We start from the raw sequence: 24,093 nt of genomic DNA on the forward strand, positions 1-24,093 counted from the left end.
CTATTATTAACTTTCGTTTGTCAGTACCCATAAGATGCTTATTCTATTCTATCATACCCGTACGCTATTCCATTACTTTTCCAGACCCTTTTCTTTACGCAGAAAAAACCATGCCTGCACCTGGCTGTTAAGCATGCAGAAAACATGGTCTTTCTCCTTGATCCTCATCGAATCACATAACTCTCGATTTAAACATCCAATCTATCTTAAATACGTCATTGGATTTTGTGGCGTATTATTTTTGCGAATCTCAAAGTGAACATGTGTGCCTGTGGAACGTCCGGTGCTTCCCATGATACCAATCGCTTCACCTTGCTGAACAACCTGTCCCACATGGACACCAATACTGTTCAAATGCCCGTATACTGTTTGATAGCCGTTGCGATGATCAATCATAATGACATTACCGTAGCCATTCTGCTGACCGGCAAATGTGACGACACCTTCATCTGAAGCTTGAATCGTATGATCGCCGACCAAGTCAACACCTTCATGCATACGTCCCCAACGTCCTCCGAAGCTACTCGTCATGATTGCACCCGCAGTCGGCCAGGCAAATTGGCCCGAGCCTTCCCCCTCGACTTTCGTTCCTCTCAGAACCACCTCGGTAACAGACGGCTGTAACACCTTTTGACCGAGCCATTCCTCTTGCACGACCTCACCGTTCTCCTTGGTCAAACGGTAGTCCATCTCTTTAAGACCTGCTTGTCCCGGTCTGACCACTTTCGTAACTCCTGCTTTCAATTCATCGCTCTGGCGAATCTCTACTTCAGGCTCGATAGCAATCTGCTCGACGACCTTTTCTACCGTTCGTACCGTAACAGGTACCTTGGGAGCCGTGACCTTTAACTCGTCCCCAATTTGCAAGTACAACTCACGCAGACCGGGATTGTTCTGCTTAATCTCCCAAGCCGTCGTATCGAACTTCGTAGCAATCGACGACAAAGAATCGCCTTCTTGCACCGTATAGGTTGTAGGAGCTTCACGTCCCTCGGTCAGTACCTTAACCGCTTCTGCCTCCGTCAGCACCTTGTTCGGATCTGCTTTCACCGGCTCATACGCAATCTTTTCACGGATACTGGTAGACTCCAGCCATGCTTTAGGCGCCTTCGTGCTTGCGCTAGCATGACTACTCCCCACGGATGTTTTGCGAACTAGCCCCTTGATGCCTGAAGCCGTACCTTCACCCGCAGGTGTGTATTTCTTCTGCACTTGCTTTAAAGCCGCTTGTGCCGTCGCTTGATCCTTTACAATGCCAACCGTCTGTCCGTTGACCTTCATTTCTACTCCTTTGGCATAGGCAGTCAGCATGCGGTCCAACTTCTTCAGCGTGGCTGCGCTATCGATATCCGCCTTATATGCCTTTTCTGTGCTCGTCGTGACCGCGCTCGTATTGAGCACCATTTCCACGTCAGGATACTTGTCTTTATACTGCTTGCTCTTCGTTGTATACAGCTGCTTAAGCTGCTGCTCATTCAGGATACTGCCGACCTCAACGCCTTTAACATACACTTTATAATAAGGAACCGTATTGGCACCAACATACTGATTGCTAGCAAAAATAAGACCGCCAACAATCACAATGCCGCCTGCCGTCCAACTTAACCATCTTTTCCGTCCGTTCCACCATGTTGCTATTTTCCCTGCTTTATCGGCAGAATTGCTTTCAACACTTGAATTCCCATTCCTGTGGTCTGGTGATAACTTCCCCTTAGAAACCTCCATGGTTCTCTCCTTTTCAGCATATCCTATCTCTATTAAATGCGTTCATTATTGTCCTTTTACATGATAAAAGTAGCCGTTTTACAAGCTTATCTATGATAATAGTCGCTATCTAGCATTGCATAGTTATGTAAAAGGTTTCAAAAATTTAACCTTTTCACAACACAGTTTACTTTAACATAGCTTTTACAAAGAATTCAACTGCACTCCAATTACTTCCTAGCACGCAAAAAAATCCGCGCCCGGCGCGGATTCTACAGTCCTGTTTTGAGCATTAACATTGCCCATACATTTATGCGTTTTATTTATGCATTATTTAAGCATACCCATCAATTTGTTATATTCCTCTTTGGTCAAATACTTCGCAAGCACCTGCTGAATATCTTGCAGCTCCTGCTCGGTGAGACCGCCTTCCATCGCAGCTGATATTTTCTGCATCTCTTCCGGCGGAAGTTTACTCATAAGAATCGTAAAAATCTCCTGCTTCTGAGCCGCCGGTAAATTGTTCTTTTTCTCCGTCAGATGGTCGGGCGTAATGACCAAATCATGGCCTTCGATACTCGTTTCAGGTGTAGCTGTACCTTCTGCCTGCTGACGCGGCTCGCTGTCTGGTGTTCCCGCCGACGTGGCCCCTTCCTGAGATCCCTTGTCATTGGATGCACCACCTGTCTTATTTTCGCTTTCTTCTAAGCCCTGTCCCATGACAGGCAAAGCATTATCAGGCGGTGTTACACTTCCAGAGTCGCTCCCTGTCGTCTTGCTCTTCCCTGTACCTGTACTTTGATCAGTACCAGCGCTGCCTTTTAGCCAGCCCCATCCCCATATCGGCTGATGATCGAGCTGAATGTTAAATTGCCGTAACAGCGATTGAACATAAGCATTCACGACCACACCGGTCACTGCCAGTGTCAGCGCGCTGACCAGCACCACCGTCATTCCTTTTTTAAGCAGCCATCCAAGCCACCTCATATCCCGTTACCTCCTTATACGCATCTTGCCATGTGTACATCATGAAGTGCATATAGACCAGTATTGACGAGATATGACGATTTTTAACCCTTGGAATATGTAAAACTAGCACCAACACATCCATATAAAAAAGAAGAGGGAGGCATGAATTGCCCCTCTCCCCTTGATTTAGCAGGAAAAGTTATATGATTAAACAGGCATGACACCCTCATAGAATCCTACGATATTTTACAAATAAATCGGAAGCACTTGGTTCGTTTGATCGCGGTTACGACCAACCGAGAAAATAGCGATTGGAATACCTGTCAACTCGGATACGCGTTGTACGTAATGGCGGGTAGTCTCCGGCAGTTCTTCCAGCGTCTTCACGCCAGTAATGTCTTCGTTCCAGCCTGGCATTTCCTCATATACCGCCTCGCACTCTGCCAGCATTTTCAGGCTAGCTGGATAATGCGTGATGATCTCGCCGCGGTATTTGTAGCCTGTACAGATCTTAACTGTTTTCAGGCCTGTCAATACGTCCAGCGAGTTCAGGGAAAGACCAGTTAATCCACTAACACGACGGGCATGGCGCACAACGACGCTGTCAAACCAGCCTACGCGGCGAGGACGGCCTGTAACCGTACCGTACTCATGGCCTGTTTCACGAATGTAATCGCCGACTTCATCGTGTAGTTCCGTTGGGAAAGGTCCATCCCCTACACGAGTTGTGTACGATTTAGCTACACCGATCACTTGTTGAATTTTGGATGGGCCTACACCAGAACCGATACATACGCCGCCAGCCGACGGGTTAGAGGACGTAACGTATGGATACGTACCTTGGTCGATATCGAGCATAACGCCTTGTGCACCTTCAAACAACACCTTACGATTGGCGTCAATTGCATCGTTCAGCACAACAGACGTATCCGCTACATAAGGACGAATAAACTCAGCATATTCCAGATACTGTTTCAATATTTCTTCAACATCCAGCGGCTCGCCGCCGTATACTTGCTCAATCACTTGATTCTTTTCCTTCGTTAGATGGCGCAGTTTCTTTTCGAATTCTTCTGCTTCCAGCAAATCAGCAATACGAATACCGTTACGAGCAGCTTTATCCATATAAGCAGGGCCAATCCCTTTACGGGTAGTACCAATTTTGTTAGGACCTTTGCGGTCTTCTTCCAGCACGTCCAACGTCATATGGTAAGGCATAATGACATGTGCGCGGTCACTAATGACCAAATTTTTCGTGGAAAATCCATTATCATGAATATAAGTAATTTCTTCAATAAGAGCGGCTGGATTCACTACCATGCCGTTGCCAATAACACACTTTTTATCTTCATAAAAAACGCCGGATGGAATCAGGCTCAGCTTATACTTTTTACCGTCAATGAGAATCGTATGACCAGCATTGTTTCCGCCTTGGTAACGGGCCACTACTTCAGCGCTTTCCGCCAGATAGTCCGTGATTTTACCTTTGCCTTCGTCTCCCCATTGTGTCCCCACAACGACTACAGTTGACATGTTTCATTCCTCCGTGGAGTGCCCACAGACACTCTGATTTTGAGCTGACGCGCTAACACATATCTGGCTTCAACCGCCTCAGCGGGCAGGTATGGAGCGTTCTCGGACAGCAGGAAAAAACGTCCGTCGCAGACATTCCGTAAGTTCGGAAAGCCCCGGGCGTAATGATCTCCCCACTGCGTTGAAGCAGCACTATAAGTGTACCAGTACCATTTTTCAAAGTCAAATAAAAAGCGAACATTATATTACATGAAAATAGTATTGTTCGTAATTGAGAGTTTCAATCGTTCTATCAAAATATATGAATTCTATAAAAAAGGCTCTCTCGTAATCGCGATACCCGCGTCGAAAGAGCCTTTTCTAATCATACTAATATATTAACCGGCGAACGCATCCGAATGGGCACGCTCGTAATTAGCGAATTTATTATAATTTTTGAGAAATACCAGCTCTACCGTACCGACCGGGCCGTTACGCTGCTTGGCAATGATAATTTCAATAATATTTTTCTTTTCTGTTTCCTGATTATAATAATCATCCCGGTACAGAAACGCAACGATGTCAGCATCCTGCTCAATGGAACCCGATTCCCGCAAGTCACTCATCATGGGCCGCTTATCTTGACGCTGCTCCACACCCCGGCTCAGCTGGGAAAGGGCAATTACAGGCACTTCAAGCTCACGGGCAATTTGTTTCAATGTCCGTGAAATTTCGGATACCTCCTGCTGCCGGTTCTCGCCCGCTTTGCCACGTCCGTGAATGAGCTGCAAGTAGTCAATAACGATCATACCCAGTCCCTTTTCCGCCTTGAGACGGCGGCATTTGGCACGGATATCAGCCACAGTGATGCCGGGCGTATCATCGATATAGATTTCCGCCTCTGACAAGGCTGCAATGCCCATCGTCAGCTTCGCCCAATCGTCGTCGCCTTTAAATTCACCTGTCCGCATGACGTTCGCGTCCAAGTTAGCCTCGGCACAGATCATCCGCTGCACGAGCTGAGCCGCCGACATCTCCAGACTGAAGATGGCAACCGTCTCTTTTGCCCGTACTGCAACGTTTTGTGCAATATTCAGGGCGAATGCCGTTTTACCTACAGATGGACGGGCAGCCACAATGATCAGGTCATTGCGCTGGAAACCCGCCGTCATCTTGTCCAGGTCAACGAATCCGGACGGAATTCCGGTCGTGTTTCCCTTGTTCTGATGCAGCAATTCAACGCGGTCGAACACTTCCATCACGACATCACGGATGGCGATAAAACCACTGCCTGAGCGCCCGTTGGAGATTTCCATAATCTTGCGCTCAGCATCACTCAGCATACCGGCGACATCCTCGCCACTGCTATAGCCTTCGCTCACAATCTGTGTAGCTGCACGAATCAAGCGACGAAGCATCGCTTTTTCTTCAATGATCTGGGCATAGTAATCCACGTTAGCCGCTGTTGGCACCCCGTGAGCCAGCTTCGCCAGATAACTGACACCGCCGATATCCTCCAGCTGACCTTTGTCCTGAATTTTCGAGGTCAGCGTAACCAAGTCAATCGGCTGTCCGGATTCACCCAGCTCAATCATTGCTTCGTAAATCATTTGATGAGCTTTATCGTAAAAGTCCTCGGTCTGCACCCGCTCCATTGCGGTAATCAGTGCTTCAGACTGAAGCAAAATAGACCCAATAACCGCCTGTTCAGCCTCCAGATTTTGCGGAGGAATCCGATCAAAAAATTCGCCGCCCATAATTATTCTTCAGTCACCTGTACTTTCAGCGTAGCTTTGACCTCAGGATGAAGCTTGACGGTCATTTGAGTCACGCCCAACGTACGAATCGGTTCTTCCAGCTCGATTTTGCGTTTGTCCAGCTTGATGCCTGTTTTAGCAACAGCCTCTGCGATTTGCTTGCTTGTAATCGCGCCGAACAGACGTCCGCCTTCTCCAGCCTTTGCTTTGAGCTGAATTGTAGTCTCTTCCAGCTTTTTGCCGAGTACTTGTGCCTCTTCCTTTTCCTCTTGCTTGCGTTTCTCCTCAGCAGCATTTTGGTTTTCCAGCGTCTTCATATTTCCTTCCGTTGCTGGACGGGCAATCCCACGCGGCAACAGAAAATTCGCTGCATAACCGTCGGATACTTCCTTAACCTGCCCCTTCTTACCTTGGCCCTTCATATCTTTAATGAATATTACTTTCATTCAAATAACCCCTCTTCCCCATCAATTTCGGCCAGTACGTCGACCACTCTGCGCTTAGCTTCCTCCAGCGAGCAATCCAGCTGAACCGCCGCATTCGTCAGATGTCCTCCGCCGCCTAGCCGTTCCATGACGACCTGTACGTTCATGCGTCCGAGTGATCGGGCGCTGATCCCCACCAGACCGTCAGGACGTTCACTGACCACAAAGGAGGCCAGTACATCCGTCATATTGAGTAATGAATCCGCCACCTGAGCAATCAGGAGCTGCGGTATTTTTTGTCCGGGCTCGGTCACCGCAATTGCGATATGCCCATATATCATTTTAGCATGCTTAATAATTTCCGCCTTAGCAATATATTCATCCAGGTCCTCTTTTAACATGCGCTGGATCATCACTGTATCTGCTCCACTACGTCTTAAGAAGCCAGCTGCCTCAAACGTGCGTGAGCCTGTATGCAGGGAGAAATGCTTGGTATCCACCGTAATCCCCGCCAGCAGTGATGTTGCCTCCAGCGGTGTCAGCTGGACCTTTTCATGGATATATTGCAGCAGCTCAGTCACCAGTTCACAGGCCGATGACGCGTATGGCTCCAAATAGATCAGAACAGAATCATTAATAAATTCCTCGCCCCGACGGTGATGATCCACAACCACCACCCGGCTGGCCGTCTGCACCAGACGCGGCTCAATCGTCATTGACGCCTTGTGCGTATCCACCACAACCAGCAGGCTATGCTCGGTCATCACCTGAAGCGACTGCTCCGGTGTCATGAGCGCTTGCGACAGCTTCTCATCCTTGTTTACCTGCTCCATCATTCGGTCAATAGACGGATTGGATTTGTCCAGTACGATATGGGCCTCTACATTGTAAAGTGCCGCAGCCTTCCACACACCGATAGCTGCTCCTATTGCATCCATGTCCGGTATTTTGTGTCCCATAATCAGCACACGGTCGCTCTCCTGCATCAGATCACGCAACGCATGCGCAATGACTCGGGCACGCACCCTGGTACGCTTCTCGACAGCATTGGACTTGCCTCCGTAAAAGGACAGGCGCTGTCCCGCTTTCACTGCTGCCTGATCTCCCCCACGTCCAAGCGCCATATCTAGACTGGATTGAGCTAGCTCGCCCAGCTCCTTGATACTCTCTGCGCCGAAAGACAAGCCAATGCTCAATGTCATCGGTACTTTCAAATCTGCTGTCATTTCCCGCACGGTATCCAAAATGACGAATCGGCTTTGCTCCAGCTCCTGGAGTGCTTTATGATTCAGCATAATAAGATAACGCTCAGATGACAACCGGCGCAAATAAATATTGTATTGATTGGCCCAAGACGTAATCTCGCTGGAAACCTTCGCAATAAGCGCGGTACGCTGCTGATCGTCCATTCCCTGAGCAGCCTCGTCCATATTATCAAGCATGACAATACCAAGCGCTAACCGCTCGTTCTCATACTGCTTGCGCAGTACCGCGAGCTCCGTCACTTCATACAAATATATCAGACGCTCATCAGGCACGATTAGAAACTGATAATGACGCTCATCATGCTGTAATTCCACCTTTAGTTCACGAGCAGACTCTTTTGTTTCCTTTTTAGTGCTTAGAGCGTTTGCGAGTTGAGGAAACAAATCTTGAAGGGGCTCTCCAATCAACGATTGCTCCTCGAACATCTCACTGGCAAAGCGATTGTGCCATTCTACCGTCCGATTTTCACTGTATAAAATGATACCGAACGGCAGTGTACTGATCGCTTCTCCCTCCACCCGCTTGATCCGGAAGGAAAGGCCACTGATATATTGATTCAGTTCCCGACGGAAATCCAGCTCCGTCTTCAGCATCAATCCGCCGAGCAAGAATGATAGCAGCAGTCCTATCACACCCAGTTCCCAGTTGTACATGGAAATACATATGACAAGCACCAGCAGCAGTAAAAACGCCCAGACCGTCTGATAGCCGTGCCAGCGTTTTTGTAGAAATTTAGGCATGACTGTTCACCCTATTTCTTTGATCTTGTAATAGCTTCACGCAGCGGAAAGGCCAAATCAATAATACCTATAATGCGGAGCGGCTGGAACACCAGAACGACGAGCGACAGCAGCAACGCAATCACTGGGCTCATTTTACGGCTATGCGTCCAGAAGTATACAAAACCAATTGTCTGGATAATAAAACATGCATGGATCAGCGGTAGCATACTAATAGAAACCGTTTGAATCCAGCTGCTATCGGAGGAATCCGCTATCCATCCAATTACAATTGCCAGCAGATAGTACCAGATCAGCGTGCGTGGTAGCATCCACTCGCGGGCAGGCTTCATTTTACGTACCGGCACATCGAGACTGCTCAATGCTGGACGTGCCAAAGCATGTGTGATCACTGCCAGTATAAACGAGCTGACGATCATCACATATGGAACTTTACCAATCAGCATTGTACCGAGTTTCTGCGTATCTTCAGCTGTCCAGCTCATATTCGCAAACATCGGATTCGCACTTAAAATCTGCTGTACAATACTGGCCGATATCTCAGCCTGATCCCGAAGGGACTGCGAAAGATCAAACCCGAAGGAATACGTAGCGATAAACAGTACAAACAACAATTCGGCTAAAATAATGCCCGTTCCGGTCATCAACGCCTGAAAAGCAGATCCTCCCTTTTTATATATCCGTCCCATCAATATAGAAGGAATCAGAAAGTAAATCGCAGGAAGCAGCGAATACACATCGAGTAGCGCTATAATTAAAAGCACCGGTATGACGTGAACCAGAAATCCTTTGAAAGGCAGCGATGAAAACAATACAGCGCCAGGCACAATCAGAAAAAATACGGTAATAATTCTAAATGGTGTCAATAGAGTCAGCAGCAGAAGCAAATAAATAACGCTCCATGCTACAGTGGCCAAGCGGAATTTCAACGTTTTCACCTCTTACGCATATGTTCTTCCAGTGCGGAAATGTCCTGATACCAATCCTCCAGCTGGTGTCCTTCTTTTCTGTGCTTTCTTAGCTTGTCGATGAGTAGATCATCCAATTCACGGTAAGACACCCCAAGACGCCTCCCCAGAATATAACTGCTCATCACCAGGCTGGCCAAACAGTCACCAATACGGACTGTACTGCCTTCCCACATCGCCTTAAACAGACGGGAGACTTGGTCAAGCACCTCTGTTTTAAGCCATTCAATAACCTTGGCTCGTTTAACTACATCCATTTCTTTAGGCATATGATGAAGAGTCACACCCCTCTGAAAAAGCTTTATTCTCCATTATAGCATATCCTATTTTGAAAATAACTGTTACCCCATAGGGTAAATCGTTATTTTCAGAGCAGCTTTGCTACTCATTATAAGCCCATGTCAACACTGTTAGCCCCTAGGGTAATAGTAATCTTCAGTGCGGCTTTGCTGCTTATTTTAGCTTGAAGTATTAAGCGATTCCTTGGACACAAATTTCTCACAATACTCAATAATTTGGCTGCGGCGCACGATACCGATAAACCTTTCCATATCATCCACAACGGGCACAAAGTTTTGTACCTTCGCCAAATTAATCAGATCCTCCATATTGGCATCAATGGATACAGGTTTCATCGAAACCCGCAGCGGAACGTCCTTGAGCATAAACTTAGAAGCGTTTTCAAAGGTGATTTTCCCCTCGGACTCTTTCATATGCCACAATAGGTCACCCTCTGTAACCGTACCCGTATATCTACCTTCCTTATCCAAAATAGGAACCGCTGTGAACCGGTGATATTCCATTCGTTCCAATGTTTGCCGTAGAGTAGCATCCGCCGTTACACAAGCGACCTCTTGTTTGGGAAGCAAGAAAAAAGCAATATTCATGAGAAACGAATCCCCCTCAAAATCAAATATAAATCCATTGATTACTCACTGAATGTCCTGTTTGTCGGGAAGCCTCAGCGTCTGCGGGGTTGTATCAGAGTCTAGCCAGTTCGCAATCATAAGTCTGGCATATTCAAGTTCCTGTTCATTAGCCCGGTCATAGTACAGGCCCTTCTTCTTGAACCCTTCCCCCGTAATCGTAAAACTTGAGATTTGTGGATTCCCTTGTGAAATAGCTTGCTTGCCAAGCCCAGTAATAAAGGCAGGTTCCATATCCGTTGTGAAATTGGCCCCCATGATATCGAGCAACTCCGGGATCTTGGTGATTCCGTCGATATTCAGTAGCCTATCGGCCATAGCATTCAAAAAAATTTGCTGACGTTTTGTACGGTTGAAGTCGCTATCTTCCCGATACCTAACATAATACATGGCTTCTTCACCATTATAAAGCGGCTTGCCCGCCTCAATACGGAACTTGATATGCAGCGGGTTTTTATTCTCGATGGGCTGGTCGATAGGTAACACTACTCCGCCCACTGCATTCACGGCATCCTGAATACCCTGGAAATTAATCGTAGCATAATAATCGACCTTATGCTCCATCAGCTTCTCTACAGTGCCCATGGACATATCCTCGCCTCCGAACGCATAAGCATGCCCCAACTTATCAAAATCATCCTCGCCATCTCGATTGGAATCATGTCCGGCAATCTGTACATACGTATCCCTTGGGATAGAAATCAAGAGCACACGCGATTCTGCGGGCCGTACAGCAGCATATATCACCGTATCTGAGCGACCACGTGCCTTTTCATTGGGCCGTTGATCTGTCCCCAGTAATAACACCGAAAAAGGCTCCTTCTGGTAAGCAATGGTCTCTTGGGGCTGTTGTTCCTTGGATTGACGAGGCTGGTAGGATTTCTCCAGCTTGCTTTCCAGCGTCGGTGACACAAACCAGTCAAAAGCCACGAGCGTCAGCTGTTTGCGGAATAGATAGCCCCCTACTGCAACTAAAAGCAAGACAATACATGAAATATATAGAGCGGTAAACCTCTTTTTCTTTTTGGGCTTTCCACGGGTCCTTCTCTTATGTCTTCTCTCCATCATGGCTTCCTTCCTTCTTTCGTCCACAAATCCCATCTCTTCATTAAACCGGATTGATCCCTCATGAAGCGGAAACTTCCCCTCAAAGCATAAAAGGTCTGCTACCTTGTTGTCAAAAGTGCCATGGCGTGGTTAATTCCTCAAACTCATGACAAAAAAGGCTTTGCCCTTACGGTCAAAGCCCTCATTTACGTTTATATAAGTATTCTATGTAGCTTTCAAAGTTATCTTTTATCTTAATGCAGAGACAGTTTCACCAAATTTTGCAATCGTACCGGAAAAGAGGTGGACAGAGAAAAACCATAATCAAACAGCTTCCGTGTCTGTGCGAAACGCTCTTCCTTGCTCGGTGCACCCAGCACTACAGCAACTAATCGTTTGCCATGCTGCTCAGCTGTACCAGTGAAGCAGTATCCAGCATCGCTTGTGTACCCTGCTTTCAATCCGTCCGTCCCCGCATAAGAGTACGGTCCAGCCAAGGAAGGCAGCATCCAGTTCGTATTACTGATGTAAATGCCCTTATCCTTCAATTCCATCTGTGTGCGGCTGGACGTTCTGAGAATCTCAGGATGTGACGTAATCAAGTAAGAGGCCAACTTTGCAGTGTCGCTTGCCGTCATTTTTGTTTCTCCGCGAATATCCTTAGGATGGTTCGGCCCCAATTCACTCTGACCAGCCCCAGAGGCATTACTAAAGCGACTACTGGGTGACAGCCCAATTTGAGCAGCCTTTTCATTCATGCGCTTCACAAAAGCGGACTCATTCCCTGATGAACGCTCTGCCAGCGCTACAGCGGCGTCATTCGCTGAATACACAACCATACTTTGGAACAGTTCAGATACGGTCATTCTTTCCCCATACCGAAGAGACAGATTCACACCACCCACCGTACTGGCATAACGACTAATTCGCACCTCATCATTCCAGCCTAACCGTCCGGTCCGAATATCCTCCAGTACCAATAGCTCGGTCATGAGCTTGGACATATTTGCAGAAGGCATAGGCTTATCGCCATTCACATCCATCAGTAATTCCCCGGTGTGTATGTCCATCAGCACTGCAGCGTCTGCATCCACATTCGGCTTTCCGATCAACAAGCGGGGTCCAAGAGTAATAAAAATCAATATAATAAGTACCGGGACGACAATAGCCCAACGTAACCAATGTTTTTTCATCATCGTAATAACCTCCATATCTTATTAGACGATGAAAAATCCATTTTGTCTGCAATTTTTCGAAAAAAAGATACAATTTTTTTACCTTTTTTTATTTCACGACAAAATATCCGCCAATCCTTGTTACAGGATGACGGATATTTTGCTTCTTCAGTATGTCGTATCAGGCAAAGTGACAGGCTACAAAATGCTGGTCGCCCGCATCTCGGTATACTGGAGCCTCTGTTCTACAGCGCGCTTCCGCCATAGGACAGCGTGTATGAAACTTGCATCCTGACGGCGGATTAGCCGGAGACGGGATGTCCCCTTTTAACACAATCCGCTGCCTTTTGATCGTCGGATCTGGAATCGGTACTGCTGATAGCAGAGCCTTGGTGTATGGGTGTAGCGGATTGCTGAACAGCTCCTCCTTGGAAGCCAACTCTACCATCGAGCCCAGATACATCACACCAATCCGGCTACACAGATGCTCGACTACACTCAGATCATGCGAGATGAACAGGTACGTCAGTTGGCGTTCCTGCTGCAAATCGCTTAACAAGTTAATGATCTGGGCTTGAATCGACACATCCAGAGCAGATACCGGCTCGTCAGCCACAATAAAATCAGGATTCAAAATCAAGGCCCTTGCAATCCCGATCCGCTGCCGCTGACCGCCAGAGAACTCATGCGGATAACGATCATAGTGATATGAGGACAGCCCACAAATGTTCAGCGTTTCGTTGACCTTCTGCCGTAGATCATTACGATCAATCAACCCGTGATCCAGCAAAGCCTCTCCGATCGCCTCACCCACCTTAATTCTCGGGTTCAGTGAACTAAAAGGGTCCTGGAAGACGATTTGCAGCTTTGGACGAAGCGCACGAATCTGCTCCTTGTTTAATGCGTGCAAATCTTCGCCCTTGTACCGTACTGATCCCTCTGTCTTATCCATCAATCTGAGAATCGTGCGTCCAATCGTACTTTTACCGCAGCCCGATTCTCCTACCAGACCAAACGATTCACCCTTATGAATATGAAAGGATACATCATCGACCGCCTTGACATGTCCGACCGTACGCTGAAAAACCCCGCCTGTGATTGGGAAATACTTTTTCAGCCCTTCCACTTGAATTAAAGGCTCGCTCATATTCGTTGCCCTCCTTCTTTCTCATATAGCCAGCAGGCAACCTTATGGCCATTCTCCTTTTCATTCAAGGGAGGGGCCTGATCCTTGCATATTTGCATACAATGTGCGCATCGATCATGAAAATGGCAATTTTCGCCCAGCTCAATGGGGTTTGGCACCTGCCCTGGGATGGAATATAGCCGATCCATTTTCTGATTAATGACAGGCTTTGCCTTTAATAGTCCTTGAGTATACGGATGCTGCGGATTTTTGAACAGCTCAATGACAGGAGCCTCTTCAATAACGTTCCCGGCATACATAACGACCACATAATCCGCCATTTCTGCCACGACACCCAAGTCATGTGTTATCAGCATAATGGACGTTTTAAGCTTATCCTTCAAATCCCGCATTAAATCGAGAATCTGTGCCTGGATCGTTACATCCAGTGCCGTTGTCGGTTCATCCGCAATCAACAGCTTCGGATTACAGCTTAAAGCAATAGCAATCATAATCCGCTGGCGCATACCGCCACTCAACTCATGAGGATAGGAATTGAATATTTCCTCCGATCGCGAAATGCCCACCAAATTAATTAGTTCAATTGCCCGGGCGCGTGCTTCCCTTTTACTCATTAATGTATGCATCAGCAACGGCTCCGTAATCTGTTCCCCGATCGTAAGCACCGGATTCAGAGAAGACATCGGTTCCTGAAAAATAATCGAAATGTCATTGCCGCGAATTTGCTGCATTTGCCCTTTATTGAGTTTTAGGAGATCCTTGCCCTCAAACCAAATTTGTCCGTCTGAGGTGTGGGGAGAATCAATCAACCGCATCATTGTCATCGCAGTTACACTCTTACCACAGCCAGATTCTCCTACCACACAGAGCGTTTCACCCTCACGAATTTTAAAACTGACGTCATTGACCGCTTTGACAGTTCCGTTAGAGGTATGAAAGTGGGTTTTCAGGTTACGAAATTCAATCAAAGCATTTTCCATAAACGTTCGTCTCCTACTTCTTCATTTTAGGGTCCAGCGCGTCACGCAAGCCGTCACCAATCAGATTAATCGCTACAACGGTAATTAGAATACACATTCCCGGTGGTACCCATATCCAGGGCCGTTTGCGGAAGTCAATCAGATTATTCGCAGCCGATATCATGTTCCCCCACGAAGGTGTGGGCGGCACGACGCCAATCCCCAAGTAACTGAGCGCAGATTCTGTAATAATCGCACCAGCCACTCCAAGCGTAGCCGTAACAATAATAGTAGGAATCGTGTTCGGTAGCAGATGTCGGAATATTTTGCGGCGGTCTCTCAATCCCAGCGCTTCCGTCGCCTGCATGAACTCCTGTTCACGCAGCGTAAGAATCTGCCCTCTGACCAGACGGGACAAGCTCGTCCAGCTCAGGACCCCAATAATAAGCATCAGAAAATAAATACGGTTCGACGGATCAACCTTCAAATCCGATAGAACAGCACCTAAAATAATAAGCAGCGGCAATGTAGGCAGCGCCATAAAAATATCGGCAATCCGCATAATAACCGTATCCACGCCTTTACGATAAAACCCTGCCAGCGCACCCAACGTTGCCCCGATCATGACCGAAATAAACGTGGCGACCAGCCCCACTGTCAAAGAAATACGGCCAGCCAGCATCGTACGCAGTAAAATATCTCTACCAAACTTATCCGTACCGAGCCAGTACTTCGCATTAGGGGATAAGTTTTTGTCAGATAGCTTGTAATCATCTAAATGATAAGGTGAAATCATGGGACCAAATACACAAATGATAACCATCAGAATTAATATAACGAGACCTGCTAAAGCCAAGCGGTTTTGATTAAAACGGCGAACGGCGATTCTCCATGGAGACGCTTCAGGACGGATCGCCGCCTTTTGATTCGTTTCAATCGTGACTGTTTCTGCGGACAATAGTATCCCTCCTACTTCAAGCGAATTCTTGGATCTGCCATGCCATACAATACATCAGAAAGTAGATTGCCGATGAGCGTGAGAACAGCTAGGAAAATGGTGAAGCCCAACATAAACGGATAGTCCCGCATACTAATGGACTCCAGGTAGACCTGCCCCACACCCGGCCATACAAATACCTTTTCCAGGATCATTGCCCCACCAAATAAGGCTGGAAGCTCGAACCCGAGCAGTGTGATTGCTGGAATCAGGGCATTGCGCAGTGCATGTTTGAAAATAACCGTCCGTTCCTTCAAGCCCTTGGCGCGTGCGGTACGGATATAATCCTGACGGATGACCTCCAACATGCCTGTACGGAAATAACGAGTCAGGCTTCCTGTACTCAGCATCGTAAGTACGAGTGTCGGCAGGAACATATGCTTGAGGACATCCACCATATACGCCCACGAACCTGCTTCCATCCCTGCTGTAGTCATACCCCCAACCGGGAGAATTCCCCATTCAAGGGCAAATATTTTGATAACCAATAGACCAATAAAAAATGAAGGCAGCGACATACATAAGAAAATGAATAACGTCACGAACTTATCGAATAAGGAATATTGAAACTTAGCTGAAAATACCCCTGCAACAACTGCAATGAGCCAGCTAAAAATAAGACTAAAAAAAGCGATAATAAAAGAGTTCCATACATAATTGCCAATGACCTTCGTTACCGGCTGCTTATGCTGTAATGAATCCCCCATATTTCCCTTTAACATATTACCGGCCCATATAAAATAACGTTGGTATTCCGGCTTATCCAGCCCGTAGATATGTCGTAGCTGCTGCGCCTTCTCGGCGGTCATATTCGGGTTCTGCTTGGCTGTAATGTAATCACCCGGCACCATGGCTGAAATCGCAAAAACGATAATGGATATGCCAATAAGTGTGGGGATGAGTTGCAGCAGTCTTCGAATAATGTACTGCTTCATATTCATTCCTCCAGACGAATAAAGTGATATGCCCAGCTCGTGAGAGCTGAGCATACGGTTGGCATCCCTTATTGAGCGATTTGAGCGTTATGCAGAGTGAACTCAAAATCTTTGTATGGCGTAATTTCTAGGCCGGATACACGTCCATTCACTGGCCACATATCTCTGCGTTGGTACATAAAGATAGTTGGCAGATCTTTGTTCAACTCTTGATAGAGCTGTTTGTAAATCTGTTTGCGTTTCTCTTGATCCAGTTCATGCTTACCAGCAAGCGTTAATTCATCGACCTTTTTATTAGAGTAGCCGATATCGTTTTGTGCACCATTCGTAATAAAAGTCGTTGTGTCCGGGTCTGGAGTTAAGCCCCAGGCCGCAAAGAACATATCAAACTTGCCTGTATCCTTTTTATCCATAATGGCGTTAAAATCTAAAGTTTCGGAAGTCAGCTTGATGCCTAGCTCCTTATAGTTATTGGACATGATTGGTAGCAAGGCCTCTACTACTGGATTATCAGCAGTTGCGGAGAAGTTAATGGTCAGCTTTTCGCCGTCCTTTTCGCGAATCCCGTCAGCACCAACCTTCCAGCCTGCCTCATCCAGCAAAGCCTTCGCCTTCGCTGTATCAAATTCATATTTGTTGATGCCTTCATCCGTATAAGACCAAGATTCGGTAGATTGTGGAATGTTAATGACATTCGCATATGGGCCATACACGCCCTGTACAATCTCTTTACGGTTTAAACCAATAGTTAAAGCCTGACGTACTTTAGGGTCCTGGAATTTCTTTTCCTTGTGATTAAATGCAATATATCCATAGCCATTGGTCGGCATAATATTCACGTCCAAGAAGCCTAGAGCCTTTAATTCCTCTACATTGTCTTCCGTAACTGTGATGTTGTCCATGTCCGTTTCGCCTGTTTGCAGCATAGACAGGTTTGTTTCTTCTGTTGTCGTTTTGAAAATAACCGATTTTACCTTTGGTGCGCCCTTGAAGTAGTTTGGATTCGCTTCAAGTACGACTTGCTGACCCGGGGAAAAGCTCTTCAGCACATACTGCCCGGAGCCGATTGGTTTATTATTAAGCGCCTTGATGCTGTCCAGGTTACCCTTCTTGAACCCTTTTCCGTAATAAGCTTCTGGCATGAAGTATTGCTCACCCAGATAATCCTTCGTATAAGCTGTTGCTTCTGTAACGGTTACCTCTACTGTATTATCATCGATGACCTTGATACCCGAGATATCATTCGCCTTGCCATCGTGGTATTCCTTACCGCCTTTAATCTTAAAAGATAATATATCGCTTTCTCCATCATAATTCGGATCATGCAGCACTTTGAGAACAAAAGCATAATCCTTTACGGTTACTGGAGTGCCGTCACTATACTTCACACCTGGTTTCAGATGGAAGGTGTATTTTAGACCATCCGGCGATACATCAACCTTCTCAGCCAAACTATTTTCATATGTACCATCTGCCTTCACCTGTAAGAAGGAATCAAATACCGTTCTGACTACATATAAATCGTAAGTTGTTTGCCAGAATAGCGGGTTAAATACCCCTTTAGGTGATGTCATACCTACTACAATGTTATCTTTCCGATTTGTTGCTCCCGGAGGATTTTGTGACAAATCCGTCGCTTTAATTACACCCTCTGTAACTGGTGCGCTGCCTTCATTTCCCTCTGTTTTCTTATCCGCATTACCTTGCTGCGGCTGTGCCTCATTAGCACCTCCACTACATCCTGCAAACAGAACACCAACGATCGTAAGCACCATAAGCAAAGAAACCCATTTCTTCGTTTGCACCATCCTGTTAATCCCCCTTAGTCGGTCTTTATTTAACAGCCTGTCTCATTCCTGCGGTGATTCGTTAAAGCTTGAGGTTTGAAAATGAAGTTTGCACATCCTCCTTACTGTTCCTAATGATAGCGTAGAACACATGTTTTAGACCCTTGGTCAATTTTGTGCACCGACAACCATTACATTTTTATTAAGGTTTATCTTAAGTGTAAAATAATATCACGTCAATATCTTTTTTTATGTAATATGCAATTGCAAAACAACTATTTTTGTAAAGTTTATGAAATTTACTTGTGGGAAATGACAAAAAACTGAGTGTTATGTAATATAAAATAACATTTCGAATGGTTGAAATGTGTACTCTGGCGAGTTGGGGAGCTTGTAATTTCCTAAGCCACTAAAAGGTAAATTATACTTAATGGGTAAACATGGATTGTATTATTAGTAAGTTACAATAGATGGCACTTGTTGTCAATAAAAAAAATCATAAAAAAAGATGCCCCCAGAATTGGGAACATCTTTTCTTTCCACCCACTACTATTCAGTAGTGTAAGGAAGCAATGCGATTTGACGGGAACGTTTAACAGCGATTGTCAACATACGTTGATATTTCGCGCTTGTTCCAGTCACACGACGAGGAAGAATTTTTCCACGTTCGCTGATGAATTTTTTAAGCAGATCTGTATCTTTATAGTCAATGTGAGTAATTTTGTTCACAGTGAAGAAACATACTTTACGACGTTTGTTGCGACCACCACGACGAGCTGGTCTTTTGTTATCGTCTCCGCCTTCTCTTTGTCTGAAGCCCATTCTTTGTCAGTCCTTTCCCAATTAAAATGGTAGATCATCATCCGAAATATCGATCGGTTTTCCGTCATCGGAAAAAGGATCCTGATTGTTTCGCGAGTTATTATTCCCGCGCCCACTATTGCTGTTACCGCCTCCGAAAGGAGACTCCTCACGCATACCTCCACCGCTATTGCCGCCACCGTTGCCGCTATCGCGGTTAGATTCCAAGAAACGTACATTATCAGCAACAATTTCAGTCACGTATACACGTTTTCCTTCATTGTTCTCATAATTACGCACCTGTACACGGCCTTCAACAGCCGTCAAACGACCTTTACGAAGATAGTTAGCGCATGTTTCAGCAAGCTGACGCCAGGTTACGATCGGCAAGAAATCCGCTTCCCGTTCGCCGCCTTGACTTGTAAACGGACGGTCTACAGCCAGGGTGAACTGGGTTACTGCTACACCAGACGGTGTATAGCGCAGCTCTGGATCTTTGGTCAAACGACCGATCAGAATGACACGGTTCAACAATCCAATCCCCTCCTTTGAGCGTTGTTCATTACATAATCACGTACAATAATTAAGCTACGTCGTTCGTAATGAGATAACGAATTACTTCGTCAGAAATTTTCATGATACGCTCAAGCTCAGTAACAACAGCAGGTTCTGCTGTGAAGTTTACCAGAACGAAAGAACCATCACGGAATTTCTTGATCTCATACGCAAGACGGCGTTTAGTTACATCGTGATTCGTAATTTCGCCACCGCCGTTAGAGATGATACCTTGGAATTTGTCGACTGTCGCTTGAACAGCTTCTTGTTCAATGTCAGGACGAATAATGTACATCACTTCATATTTGCGCATTCTTTACACCTCCTTATGGACATAAGGCCCTCAATCTCAGTTGAGAGCAAGGAACGAGCCTAAACTCGCACTAAAACAGTTTACCAAATCGAGCACCTGAATGCAACCTGCAATTTCGAGCACAAGGCTAAAAGCTGTTCACACACAACCTATTATTAGCTTTATACATTTTTATATCACTTCACAAATTTTGCATATATAAAGGAAATCATTTTTGATTAACTACTATCTGTGTGCCCTGATTTCGCATGTTTCTGTTTAAGACAGCGCACAATAACCGTTGCAGTCCAAATTCATTATCTAAGGAGGCACAACCGTATGGGTGAAAAGACTGAGTTCGTACCCGGGGATAAGGTCCCAAATGACGGCGTATATATGGAGGTTGGAGAAAAAAGCTTTCATACTGAAATCCAAAACCCGCAGCAAATAACGTTGGAAAGAGGCGATTCTTTTCCGAAGACCACCAACCATAATCGCAAGTGGAAGAAAAAAACGAAAGCTCGTGTCCACTAATGTATATTTCTTCGGAATCCTGGCCATATTATGATTAGGCGATACAACAGAGAGGTGTGGTTCCGTTGGACAACGTAGCCTTACAAACTGTTAGGAGATCCATTCCGGGCATTAGAAGCGTTAGGTTTGTGTAAAAGGACACTGTCTTTTCAACACGGTATTGCTAGTCAGTACACCGAGTTTCATGATGTGATTGGACAGATCGTATCCTGTTAAAAATGTATCGCCTACGATGGAGGACCTTTGTGGTCCTCCTTTGTTGCATTATCGGACTTTTTGCATATGCTGGTAAAATGCAGATTAATTCAGCTCCTTCTGCTAGAATATATCCAAGTACAAAGACCTACTATCTACGGAGGTTTAAAGATGAGCTATTCTCGTATATTAAAGTGGATATCAGGTATATTCGAATTGGTGCTGGCTGTACCGATTGTGGGAGGAGCTATTGTCATGGGGACTGGCTACTCAGCACTGGGGTTTATGCTTGTCCTGCATGCAGTAACACTTATCCTGTCGTTACGCAATCAGGAAGCGATCTACGGTTCTGTCTGGGGAGTACTCACTTCCTTGCTAGCCTGGATTCCTTTTGTTGGCTGGGCACTCCATTTGATCGCTGCCATCCTGCTGATGATCTCTGGCTCAAAGAGAACAAAACGCTATCATTACCCGCCTAACCAGCTATAACAAAAGAATGCTCCTGACGGCAATTATCTCAAACGCTGTTAGGAGCTTTCTTTTACTTTAACACCTTATTCATTCACCAAGGGGTTCTTAATCATTCTTCGATATCGCTACATTCATTTTTATAACCTAATAATGATTTATTTCCATAAAGCAAAAAATCCCCTACGTCAGCAGACGTAAGAGATTGATCAAGTTCATGAAGTTAGTGGCGGAAAGAGTGGGATTCGAACCCACGCACGCCTTGCGACGCCTAACTGATTTCGAGTCAGCCCCCTTGGACCTCTTGGGTACCTTTCCGCAGCAAGGATAATTATATCATCATTGCTACCATGACGCAAGCTGATTTCTTGTTCACCATGATCCACTTTCTCTGCTCAAATGGTTTCCGAATTTTGCTCGCCAGCGCTGGACTTTGAGCGCAGCACTTTCTTCATATTCTTTTCGAACTTGGCACGCGGAATCAGCACACTATGCTGGCATCCGACACATTTGATTCGAATATCCATCCCCATCCGGATAATTTCCATCTCGTTCGTTCCACATGGATGAGGCTTCTTCATCTGCACAATATCCCCTAGTTCAAACGACTTACGCTCCACCCTTTTCTCCCCCTTTTCTTCCTGACTCATCTTCTTTTTCAAGGGTGATCGCCGTCTCCAGTGCGGCCTGACGATGTTCCTCGTCCTCTAGAGCCCTCTTGATATTATTCTGAATATCACGCTCTACCAAGGCCCCTGTATTCGGCATACATTCCGCCACAACCCGTACGATATACTCTGATGTAGTCATGGACTGAACGCCTAACACATCCGGCATATTAAGTATCTGCGCATTGGACTCTTCGATACCTTGGATCGCCTGTTTTACCAAGCTGACGGCTTCCTCCAGACTACGCTCCGCCTTCATCGGCACATCTACCACCGCCAACGCGTTGGACATGGAGAAGTTCGTTACCGTCGTAATGGAGCCGTTCGGTAAAATATACACCTCACCTTTCCAGCTCACCAGCCTGGTTGTACGCAGCCCAATCATTTCTACCGTCCCCTTGAAAGTTCCCGTCTGAATGACGTCTCCTACGGCAAATTGATCCTCAAATATAATGAAGAATCCGGTAATTACATCCTTAACCAAGCTCTGTGCCCCAAAACCTACAGCCAACCCAAGCACTCCAGCTCCAGCAATCAGAGGGCCTAGATTTATACCCATTTGCGATAGCACCAGCATAATCAAGATGAAATTGAACACAATATTTGTTACATTTTTCAGCAGTTCGCCCACAGTCGTTAACCGTCTGGTATTCAATCGGAATCTGCCGTTATCTCCCTTTTGCTCCATCGACTTATCTATAATTTTATTAATAACTCGAATAAAGATACGTGTAATGATGAAAATAATTACGATTTTCAAAACCACAAACAAAAAGGTCGACCACATCGCACTATCTGTAAGCCATTTCCATACAGCATCCTTCCAATGAATCGCACCTTGCACTACGTCATCCGTGTCTAAATTACCGGCCAACCAATGTATAAAGGTCATGCTGTACTCCTCCTCAAACCAGGGAACCACTCTTTCTATTTCCCACATTCTATTTCCTATCTATATAAGCATATCTCCCGACTTCAAACATACGACTATGAATAATCTACTTTTCCCGAGTATAAAAACGCAAGTTTATCCATATACTAGCTACTATCTTGAGAATAATTGTTACCCGCAGGCCAAGTGAAATCTTAAAAGTAGGCGAGCACAACCTGCACGCTCCATTACAGGACGAAAGGAAGATTCCATGACTCATTCTGACTTCATTCCGGGGCAAGAACCCCTAAGCTTAAAAATATCACACACCGATCCCGGGATCCAATCAGCCATCATCCATCGCTTGCTGTTCCATCTGCATCAGGCACGGAGTCTGCAAAATATCGTCATCATTTGCATCGGCACCGATCGTTCTACTGGAGATTGCCTTGGTCCGCTCGTTGGTACCCATTTGTCACGCTATAAAAGCCCCCTGTTTAACTTGTATGGAACATTAGATGAGCCTGTACATGCTATGAACCTTCAAACGACGCTGAACGGCATACATGACCGATACGAACAGCCTTATATCATTGGTATAGACGCATGTCTTGGACAAACCTCCAGTGTTGGATGCATTCAGGTTGCAGAGGGTCCTCTTAAACCTGGAGCAGGTGTAAATAAAGAATTACCGCCGGTCGGCGATATCCATTTGACTGGTATCGTTAACGTCGGCGGCTTCATGGAATACTTTGTGTTGCAAAATACGAGACTAAATTTGGTCATGAAATTATCAGATATCATAGCTAGTAGCTTATACTCCGCAATTAAGGAGTGGCATTACCGGTCTGTCCTACTTGCTGCGCAAGAGTAATAGCTTCTTTCTCTTCAGGTGATAAGGAATAAGAAGATTGTCCCGCTTCCAGAGGCTTGGCATACACATATGAGCCATCCCGGTTATAAATACCGGTCAATACTATTCCGTCCTGATTATCGTCTACAATAGCCAGAGAGAAGCTTAGATCGCTCCCTCTCTCACCAAAGGCATTATAGCGTTTGATGCCTATATGTCCCTTCAAGCCAGTCAGTTTGCTGCGTAGTGATTTCATACTTGCACGGTGGGCTTCCTGCTCATCTTCAATCGTGTCCATCTGTACCTTTAAATCAATCAGCAGCGTCTCCAAATTCTCTACCCCGCTGCCTGCCATCATGGTTTCATACTTTCGCCGCATCTTCTTTAGCTTTGACCCCTGTACAATAACAACAATCAACAGGATAAGCAAAATAAGCACGATCCCTGCAACAATACCAGCAAGCTGCTCCATGATTAGTCCATTCAATTCAGCCATATGTTTGTTTCTACCCCTCTACCTCAAAAATCATGTTACTGCTTTG

General features: G+C 45.9%; 25 protein-coding genes and 1 tRNA gene. 3 read left to right on the forward strand and 23 right to left on the reverse strand.

What is annotated here, in order from left to right; genetic code table 11:
- Positions 1–201: 201 nt before the first annotated feature.
- The 19 genes from MKX36_RS25105 to rpsF form a co-directional block, all read right to left on the reverse strand.
- A complete protein-coding gene (locus MKX36_RS25105) occupies positions 202–1,725 on the reverse strand; it encodes a M23 family metallopeptidase (protein WP_340866047.1) in 1,524 nt (507 codons plus the stop codon).
- A 309-nt stretch (positions 1,726–2,034) separates the two neighbouring features.
- The gene (locus MKX36_RS25110; RefSeq protein ID WP_290409629.1) at positions 2,035–2,691 is read right to left on the reverse strand and encodes a hypothetical protein; all 657 of its coding nucleotides are present in this window, start codon (positions 2,689–2,691) and stop codon (positions 2,035–2,037) included.
- A gap of 228 nt (positions 2,692–2,919) precedes the next feature.
- Positions 2,920–4,206, reverse strand: a complete 1,287-nt coding sequence (locus MKX36_RS25115; RefSeq protein ID WP_016822464.1) for an adenylosuccinate synthase — start codon at positions 4,204–4,206, stop codon at positions 2,920–2,922.
- 377 nt (positions 4,207–4,583) lie between these two features.
- A complete protein-coding gene (gene dnaB / locus MKX36_RS25120; RefSeq protein WP_013373892.1) occupies positions 4,584–5,942 on the reverse strand; it encodes a replicative DNA helicase in 1,359 nt (452 codons plus the stop codon).
- A 2-nt stretch (positions 5,943–5,944) separates the two neighbouring features.
- Positions 5,945–6,388: a 50S ribosomal protein L9 gene (gene rplI, locus MKX36_RS25125; protein ID WP_016822463.1), complete on the reverse strand. Its 444-nt coding sequence runs from the start codon at positions 6,386–6,388 to the stop codon at positions 5,945–5,947.
- Positions 6,385–8,373 (reverse strand): DHH family phosphoesterase, encoded by a 1,989-nt coding sequence (locus MKX36_RS25130; RefSeq protein ID WP_016822462.1) that lies wholly within the window; start codon positions 8,371–8,373, stop codon positions 6,385–6,387. Before MKX36_RS25130 ends, rplI begins: the two co-directional genes overlap by 4 nt.
- 11 nt (positions 8,374–8,384) lie before the next feature.
- Entirely contained in the window at positions 8,385–9,302 is a 918-nt protein-coding gene (locus tag MKX36_RS25135) for a DUF2232 domain-containing protein (protein WP_016822461.1), read from the reverse strand.
- Between the two features lie 5 nt (positions 9,303–9,307).
- A complete protein-coding gene (locus MKX36_RS25140) occupies positions 9,308–9,610 on the reverse strand; it encodes a MazG-like family protein (RefSeq protein ID WP_013373896.1) in 303 nt (100 codons plus the stop codon).
- A gap of 189 nt (positions 9,611–9,799) precedes the next feature.
- The gene (locus MKX36_RS25145) at positions 9,800–10,228 is read right to left on the reverse strand and encodes a CBS domain-containing protein (RefSeq protein ID WP_013373897.1); all 429 of its coding nucleotides are present in this window, start codon (positions 10,226–10,228) and stop codon (positions 9,800–9,802) included.
- 45 nt (positions 10,229–10,273) lie between these two features.
- Positions 10,274–11,335 carry an LCP family protein gene (locus MKX36_RS25150; protein WP_045244807.1) on the reverse strand — a complete coding sequence of 354 codons (1,062 nt, stop codon included), beginning with the start codon at positions 11,333–11,335 and terminating at the stop codon, positions 10,274–10,276.
- Positions 11,336–11,568: 233 nt separating this feature from the next.
- Positions 11,569–12,510 (reverse strand): D-alanyl-D-alanine carboxypeptidase family protein, encoded by a 942-nt coding sequence (locus MKX36_RS25155; protein ID WP_242211417.1) that lies wholly within the window; start codon positions 12,508–12,510, stop codon positions 11,569–11,571.
- Positions 12,511–12,670: 160 nt separating this feature from the next.
- Positions 12,671–13,636, reverse strand: a complete 966-nt coding sequence (locus MKX36_RS25160; RefSeq protein ID WP_242211416.1) for an ABC transporter ATP-binding protein — start codon at positions 13,634–13,636, stop codon at positions 12,671–12,673.
- The gene (locus MKX36_RS25165; protein ID WP_016822457.1) at positions 13,633–14,616 is read right to left on the reverse strand and encodes an ABC transporter ATP-binding protein; all 984 of its coding nucleotides are present in this window, start codon (positions 14,614–14,616) and stop codon (positions 13,633–13,635) included. The genes MKX36_RS25160 and MKX36_RS25165 overlap by 4 nt, the downstream gene beginning before the upstream one ends.
- Before the next feature lie 13 nt (positions 14,617–14,629).
- On the reverse strand, positions 14,630–15,553 hold the full coding sequence (opp4C, locus tag MKX36_RS25170) for an oligopeptide ABC transporter permease (RefSeq protein ID WP_016822456.1): 924 nt from the start codon (positions 15,551–15,553) through the stop codon (positions 14,630–14,632).
- A gap of 11 nt (positions 15,554–15,564) precedes the next feature.
- Positions 15,565–16,527 (reverse strand): ABC transporter permease, encoded by a 963-nt coding sequence (locus MKX36_RS25175; RefSeq protein WP_016822455.1) that lies wholly within the window; start codon positions 16,525–16,527, stop codon positions 15,565–15,567.
- A 68-nt stretch (positions 16,528–16,595) separates the two neighbouring features.
- Positions 16,596–18,335: an ABC transporter substrate-binding protein gene (locus tag MKX36_RS25180; RefSeq protein WP_019689090.1), complete on the reverse strand. Its 1,740-nt coding sequence runs from the start codon at positions 18,333–18,335 to the stop codon at positions 16,596–16,598.
- A 528-nt stretch (positions 18,336–18,863) separates the two neighbouring features.
- Entirely contained in the window at positions 18,864–19,136 is a 273-nt protein-coding gene (gene rpsR, locus MKX36_RS25185) for a 30S ribosomal protein S18 (RefSeq protein WP_013312800.1), read from the reverse strand.
- Between the two features lie 21 nt (positions 19,137–19,157).
- Positions 19,158–19,649, reverse strand: a complete 492-nt coding sequence (ssb, locus tag MKX36_RS25190; protein ID WP_010346813.1) for a single-stranded DNA-binding protein — start codon at positions 19,647–19,649, stop codon at positions 19,158–19,160.
- A gap of 49 nt (positions 19,650–19,698) precedes the next feature.
- Positions 19,699–19,983 (reverse strand): 30S ribosomal protein S6, encoded by a 285-nt coding sequence (rpsF, locus tag MKX36_RS25195; RefSeq protein WP_007433230.1) that lies wholly within the window; start codon positions 19,981–19,983, stop codon positions 19,699–19,701.
- Positions 19,984–20,301: 318 nt separating this feature from the next.
- Between rpsF and MKX36_RS25200 the strand changes: the two genes are divergently transcribed.
- The gene (locus MKX36_RS25200; RefSeq protein ID WP_013373906.1) at positions 20,302–20,496 is read left to right on the forward strand and encodes a YjzC family protein; all 195 of its coding nucleotides are present in this window, start codon (positions 20,302–20,304) and stop codon (positions 20,494–20,496) included.
- 366 nt (positions 20,497–20,862) lie between these two features.
- Positions 20,863–21,180, forward strand: a complete 318-nt coding sequence (locus MKX36_RS25205; RefSeq protein ID WP_016822453.1) for a hypothetical protein — start codon at positions 20,863–20,865, stop codon at positions 21,178–21,180.
- Positions 21,181–21,386: 206 nt separating this feature from the next.
- On the opposite strand, the gene MKX36_RS25210 is transcribed toward MKX36_RS25205, so the two are convergent.
- From MKX36_RS25210 to MKX36_RS25220, 3 genes are all read right to left on the reverse strand, one after another.
- Positions 21,387–21,477 (reverse strand) — tRNA-Ser (locus MKX36_RS25210).
- Between the two features lie 77 nt (positions 21,478–21,554).
- Entirely contained in the window at positions 21,555–21,779 is a 225-nt protein-coding gene (locus tag MKX36_RS25215; RefSeq protein WP_016822452.1) for a DUF951 domain-containing protein, read from the reverse strand.
- Complete coding sequence (locus MKX36_RS25220) at positions 21,769–22,719, reverse strand: mechanosensitive ion channel family protein (RefSeq protein WP_019689092.1); 951 nt, start codon at positions 22,717–22,719, stop codon at positions 21,769–21,771. The genes MKX36_RS25215 and MKX36_RS25220 overlap by 11 nt, the downstream gene beginning before the upstream one ends.
- Before the next feature lie 250 nt (positions 22,720–22,969).
- Here MKX36_RS25220 and yyaC point away from each other — a divergent pair, with 250 nt between their 5' ends.
- The gene (gene yyaC, locus MKX36_RS25225; protein ID WP_019689093.1) at positions 22,970–23,572 is read left to right on the forward strand and encodes a spore protease YyaC; all 603 of its coding nucleotides are present in this window, start codon (positions 22,970–22,972) and stop codon (positions 23,570–23,572) included.
- Here yyaC and MKX36_RS25230 read toward each other — a convergent pair.
- Positions 23,526–24,047 (reverse strand): DUF4446 family protein, encoded by a 522-nt coding sequence (locus tag MKX36_RS25230; protein ID WP_016822449.1) that lies wholly within the window; start codon positions 24,045–24,047, stop codon positions 23,526–23,528. The genes yyaC and MKX36_RS25230 overlap by 47 nt on opposite strands.
- Positions 24,048–24,093 lie beyond the last annotated feature (46 nt).

The sequence above is a fragment of the Paenibacillus sp. FSL W8-0439 genome (assembly GCF_038008995.1).
Lineage (GTDB): Bacteria > Bacillota > Bacilli > Paenibacillales > Paenibacillaceae > Paenibacillus > Paenibacillus polymyxa.